We start from the raw sequence: 5,424 nt of genomic DNA, 5'->3' as shown, positions 1-5,424 counted from the left end.
ACGCTTGCGGCCCGCCGCGAAAACAAGTTAAGGCCAAAGCAATCTGCATTGCTAAATGCAAAAAATCAGTAGCACGACTTTCACGATCAATGCTCAAACACAGCCTTGAGCTTCTGCGGCGGAAGCGCAGAAGTAAGATCGGCATCCGGCGGAGCCGACGGATCACACTTCGGATCAAGCCCCTTAGTGCTATCCGCATACGCATAAGGCAGAATCGACGGCGACTCCTTATCCGCCGTACCCTGATAAGCCGCCACCCCCTGCCGCACGGCGAATCTCACATAAGTCGTCGTCCCATCGAGCGTGTAATACGGATACGGCTTCCCTGCCTGCTTCGCAGCGATGAAATGACAATTCACCTGATTGTCGCTAGCAATCGTCGCAATGGCAGGCACAGGAAGATTAGCCTGCTCGAATGCCTTGACAGCGGCCAGCGCCGTCTCACCCCCATCGGTCACGATGGCATCGATCTTCGGATACTGCGCAATGAGCCCGACCGTCGCCTTCTGCGCATCAACAGGATTCCAGTTCGTCACAATGTACTGCTGGTTAAGCAACTTCAGCCCAGGATACTTCTTGAGCCCATCTCTCAGACCGTCCATGAAGTTCTGCGAAGTGGTCGCCCCCGGCGATCCCCCCATAAACACAACATTGCCCTTCTTGAGCGTCGTGCCAAGCCAGTCGGCCCACAACACACCGATCTGCTGCGTATCGCCCACCACGTTCACGACATAGTCGCGCCCCGGCGTGCCCGCAAGCTGCGCCGAATACGGCACGACCGCAACGCCCGCCTTCATGGCCGCCCGCATCGCCGGAAGCTGCACCGCACCAAAGTCAGGCAGCAGAATCAGGACGTTGATCCCCTGCGCGACCATGCTGTTGATGTCCGAGTTCGCCTTCTGCGGATCGCCGTTGGCATTGCTGTAGATGATCCGCGTGACGTTCTTGCACCGGCTCAACTCGTCCCTGACTTCGGCAAGCCCCGTCTTGCGCCACGTATTGCCGCCGTAACCGTCCGACACGCCGACGATCATCGGCTTCGTGCCGCACAACGGCGTGATGTCGCCTTGATGGTTCGTGACGGAGTCTTGCGCCGCATGAGCCGCAGTACAGGTGAAGCCCGCGGCAAGCAGCAGGCTCGCGCAGAGTTGCATCGCCGAAGCGAGCAGCTTCCCCCGGCCGTGGCGATGACCGCACCGGTTCTCGAGACCGCATGGATGAGCGGCCGCAGTCTCTTGCGCAATAAGCGGACTTTGCAGGTGTTGCACCGCAGGCGATACGCGAAGCTTGAAGAACATGGTGATCCTCGTCGTGGGTGGTGGTGAGTCGTGGAATCGGCCGATCAGGAAAATGGCGCTTCCTGCAGCTGAATTGATGCGGCATCCTAAATGCAACAGTGCGTTGCAAGATCGATTTATATCGAATAATGTGTTTTGGAATGAGTTAAGTCAAGACCCCTGGGGAAAGTCCCTGGCAGGGCGCATGTCATGGCTACGGGGTGCGGCGCGAATGCACCGCGTGTGCAAGGGCGAGGAGGGCGCGCGAGTGGCGCGCCTGTCCGCAGGCCGAGAGCGGGAGAGCGGGAGTGGGGGAGGCGGGATCAAGGAAACAACGATGCCCCCCGTCCGCAGACGGGGGCACGCGTCCAACCGAAGACGCACTGCGGCTAGTTCAGCGGGTTAGCGTTCGCTCCCCGCCTTGGCGTGTTGCCCGAGCCGTCCTCAGGGCACCCGGCTCGCCTGCGTCACGAACTTGGTGACGAGGTAGCCATCGAACGTCTCGATGCCGCCTTCGCTGCCCATGCCGCTTTCCTTCACGCCGCCCAACGGCGTTTCGGCCAGCGCCAGGCCGAAATGGTTGATGCCGACCATGCCGGCCTCGATACGGCTAGCCGTGTATTCGGCGGTCGCGATCGAGTTCGTGAACACGTAGGAAGCCAGGCCATAGGGCAGCGCGTTGGCGCGCGCCAATGCCTCGTCAGTGTTGCTGAATGTCGTTATCGGCACGACAGGCCCGAACGGTTCCTCGACCATCAGGCCTCCCACGGCATGCTGGTCGACCGCGTGGCGTCGCTGCGCGACGCCAATATCTACGAACGGCACGCCTACCGCCATCTGCTCGGGCAGCCGTACGTGATCAGCGACGACGGCACTGAGGCGCGCAGCGAAACGGCATTCATGGTCGCGCGCATCATGCGCGACGGGACCACCGACCTGTTTGCGACGGGGCGCTACTGCGACGTGTACGTGCGCAACGAGGCGGGCGTGCGCCTGCGCGAGCGGGTCGTCGTGTGTGACAGCTCGCGCATCGACACATTGCTCGCGTTGCCGCTATGACGCCTGCACACCGGCCATCGACCGACATCGGCTGACAACGCATCGAGGTGATATCGTGGACTTTCGCATTTCCGTCGCCGAGAGCGACATAACGTTTCCCTGCGCGGACGGTGAAACCGTGCTCGACGCGGCCGAGCGCGCCGGCTATGCGGTGCCGTACTCGTGCCGCAAGGGCGTTTGCGCCTCCTGCGAGGGACGCCTCGTGGCGGGCGAGGGGCGCTCGGCGGTGCAGGGCGCCGTGGCGGCGCCGGCCGAGCGCGCGCTGCTGTGCTGCCTGCGGCCCGGCACGGACCTGACGATCACGCCGCGCCGCATCGAGAAGCGCGACCCCATCGCGCGCAAGACGCTCGAAGCCGCCGTATACCGCATCACGCAACCCGCCAGCGACGTCAGCGTCCTGCAATTGCGGCTGCCCACGGGCGTGCGCGCGAAGTTTGGCGCCGGCCAGTATCTGCAGGTCGAGCTGGAGGACGGCACGCGGCGCAACTACTCGATGGCGAACGCACCGCACGAAAACGACAGCGTGCAACTGCACGTGCGCCACGTGCCCGGCGGCCGCTTCTCCGAAGCCGTGCTGGGCCGCCTTGCGAAAGGCGACCGGCTGCGGATCGAACTGCCGTTCGGCGAATTCATGCTGCGCGAAGGGTCGGACAAGCCGGCCGTGCTGCTCGCGACCGGCACGGGGTTCGCGCCGGTGAAGTCGATCGTCGAGGATGCCATCAAGCGCAAGCTCGATCGGCCGTTGCATCTGTACTGGGGCGCGCGCCGCGCCGAAGACCTCTACCTTGCAGCGCTCGCGCGGAAATGGCACGACAGCGGCCGCGTGAAGTTCGTGCCGGTGCTCTCCGAAGCCGATGAGGCATGGACGGGCCGGCGGGGCTTCGTGCACGAGGCGGTGCTCGAAGACTTCGGCTCGCTGGCGGGATATGAGGTGTACGCGTGCGGCAACCCTTCGATGACGAGCGCCGCGCGCGAGACCTTCGTGAAGGCCGGCTTGCCGGACGACGACTTCTTCAGCGACGCGTTCGTGCATACGGGCTGATGCGCCTGCATCGCTGTACTTGACCCACTAACCCCTGACGTTCCCACATTTTGCGTTGAAGCCATGGCCGAAAGCTGGGCCGGAGTTTTGACAAGCATTTTCCATATTTAATAGGATTCCTGATAGTGAAAATTTTTCTCAGTATCGGATCTGGCCCCGGCATCGGAATCGCAACGGCCGGACGTTTTGCGCGCGAAGGCTTTCGTGTGGTTCTAACCTCGCGCAGTCCCGGGCCGCTTGCCGAAAGGGCCAGGCAACTGTCCGACGAAGGCTACACCGTCAGCACCAGGACGGTCGACGCCGGGAATCTGGATAGCGTGCTTCAGTTCGTGCGCGAGACGGAAGCGGAGTTCGGCGCAATCGACGTGCTGCACTTCAATGCGGCGGCGATGCATTCGGATTCGATCGAAACGCAGCCGGTCGAGACCTTCGTGCCCGATCTGACCGTGAATATCGGTGCCGCGCTTGTCGCCACGCAAGCGGCTTCGCGAGGCATGCTGGCGCGCGGTAGCGGCGCGATCCTGCTGACCGGCGGCGCGCTGGCAACGCACCCGCATCCCGATTACCTGCTGCTTGGCATTGGCAAGGCGGGGATTCAAAACTTGACGCACGCGGTTTTCGACAGCTTCAAGGCGCGTGGCGTCCACGTCGGTTCCGTCAACGTGGCGACATTCGTTGCGGCCGACTCGCCCGAAGCGCGCGGCGTTGCTCAGGCGTTCTGGGAACTGTATGCGCAGCCGCGCGAAAGCTGGACGCCGGAGCTTGTCTATCCGGCGCAATCCGTCTGAACGAACGCGGTCATTCAACTGAGGTATTGGCCCGCCGGTCAGTGATGTCATGGCCCTTGACTTGAGTAATCCATAGTAGGATCATGCGATATAGTATGAAATCGCGATGATCTGATCGGATTTCCAGCTTGAGTGGCTGGAGCGTGCGAACGCTTTCGTTTCTACCGTTTTGCAACAAGGAGAAGAGGTAATGGGAAATCACAAACTTCGGCTGTCGATCGCCGTTGGGAATTACGACCGCATGCGGCCGCTCGTCGATGGGGATGTTCAGATCGACGGCGTGGATCCGGTGTTCATGCTGCAGGAACCCGAGGAGATTTTCTTTCGCGCGTTTCGGCACGCTGACTATGACATTTGCGAGCTGTCGTTGAGCAGCTATTCGGTGAAGGTGGCTGCGGGCACGTCGCCGTATACGGCTGTGCCGGTCTTTCCGTCGCGGGCGTTCCGGCATACGTCGATCTATGTGCGTGCGGACCGGGGGATCGAGAAGCCGGAGGACCTGAAGGGCAAGCGCATAGGGGTGCCTGAGTATCAGCTCACCGCCAATGTATGGGTTCGGATGCTGCTTGAGGAAGAGTATGGGGTGAAGGCGTCGGATGTGACGTGGGTGCGGGGTGGCTATGAAGATCCGACTCGGGTCGAGAAAATCTCGTTGAACTTGCCCGACGATATCAAGGTGGAAGACGCGCCTGAAGGCGAGACCATTTCCAGTCTGCTGGCGGCGGGGGAGATCGATGCTGTTATTGGGCCGCGCGCGCCGTCGTGTTTTGATCAGGGGCATCCGCAGGTTCGGTATCTCTTTGAGGATCCGCATAAGACTGCGGCTGAGTGGTATTCGCGGACCAGGCTGTTTCCGATTATGCATACGCTTGGGGTCAGGAAGGCGCTTGCAGATGAGCATCCTTGGCTGCCTGGCGCGCTCGTCAAGGCGTTTGAGAAGTCGAAGGCGCTTGCGCTTGCGAGGCTTAGTGAGACTGCTGCTACTAAGGTGACGCTGCCGTTTGTTGAGGATCAGTTGCGCGCTGCGCGGAAGTTGATGGGGTTTGATTTTTGGCCTTACGGCTTCAAGGAGAATGAGAGGACCGTTGATCGGTTTCTCGCTCGGCATTATCAGGAAGGGCTTTCTAGTCGGCGGTTGCAGCCGCATGAGCTGTTTCATCCTGCAAGTCTTGAGAGTTTTAAGATCTGAATTTGGGGTGCTGGCGCTTTCGTGCTTTTTGCATGTTGGCCTTAACTTGTTTTCGCGGCGGGCCGCAAG

The 5,424-nt window shown here is 61.5% G+C and carries 5 protein-coding genes and 1 pseudogene; 4 read left to right on the top strand and 2 right to left on the bottom strand.

Going from position 1 to position 5,424, the window contains the following annotated elements; genetic code table 11:
* Window positions 1-86 precede the first annotated feature (86 nt).
* Both BO1_RS47950 and BO1_RS58670 read right to left on the bottom strand, forming a co-directional pair.
* Window positions 87-1,298 (bottom strand): substrate-binding domain-containing protein, encoded by a 1,212-nt coding sequence (locus tag BO1_RS47950; protein ID WP_028223657.1) that lies wholly within the window; start codon window positions 1,296-1,298, stop codon window positions 87-89.
* 423 nt (window positions 1,299-1,721) lie between these two features.
* Window positions 1,722-2,036: pseudogene (locus tag BO1_RS58670) on the bottom strand (aldehyde dehydrogenase family protein); the annotation flags it as partial.
* A 12-nt stretch (window positions 2,037-2,048) separates the two neighbouring features.
* On the opposite strand from BO1_RS58670, the gene BO1_RS55855 reads away from it, so the two are divergent.
* From BO1_RS55855 to BO1_RS47925, 4 genes are all read left to right on the top strand, one after another.
* A complete protein-coding gene (locus tag BO1_RS55855) occupies window positions 2,049-2,336 on the top strand; it encodes a nuclear transport factor 2 family protein (RefSeq protein ID WP_245644137.1) in 288 nt (95 codons plus the stop codon).
* 55 nt (window positions 2,337-2,391) lie between these two features.
* Window positions 2,392-3,378: a 2Fe-2S iron-sulfur cluster-binding protein gene (locus BO1_RS47935; RefSeq protein WP_028223656.1), complete on the top strand. Its 987-nt coding sequence runs from the start codon at window positions 2,392-2,394 to the stop codon at window positions 3,376-3,378.
* Window positions 3,379-3,503: 125 nt separating this feature from the next.
* Window positions 3,504-4,166, top strand: coding sequence for an SDR family oxidoreductase (locus BO1_RS47930; protein WP_028223655.1), 663 nt, complete (start codon window positions 3,504-3,506; stop codon window positions 4,164-4,166).
* A gap of 190 nt (window positions 4,167-4,356) precedes the next feature.
* A complete protein-coding gene (locus BO1_RS47925; RefSeq protein WP_028223654.1) occupies window positions 4,357-5,355 on the top strand; it encodes an ABC transporter substrate-binding protein in 999 nt (332 codons plus the stop codon).
* Window positions 5,356-5,424: the final 69 nt, after the last annotated feature.

Source organism: Paraburkholderia oxyphila NBRC 105797 (genome assembly GCF_000685075.1).
Taxonomy (GTDB): Bacteria; Pseudomonadota; Gammaproteobacteria; order Burkholderiales; family Burkholderiaceae; genus Paraburkholderia; species Paraburkholderia oxyphila.
The sequence above is the reverse complement of the archived record's forward strand: the minus strand, read 5'-3'. Positions and strand labels throughout refer to the sequence as shown.

Excerpts from the sequence above, each read along its gene's own strand:
- BO1_RS47950 (WP_028223657.1), bottom strand. The coding sequence starts at position 1,298 with ATGTTCTTCAAGCTTCGCGTATCGCCTGCGGTGCAACACCTGCAAAGT.
- BO1_RS47925 (WP_028223654.1), top strand. The coding sequence starts at position 4,357 with ATGGGAAATCACAAACTTCGGCTGTCGATCGCCGTTGGGAATTACGAC.
- BO1_RS55855 (WP_245644137.1), top strand. The coding sequence starts at position 2,049 with ATGCTGGTCGACCGCGTGGCGTCGCTGCGCGACGCCAATATCTACGAA.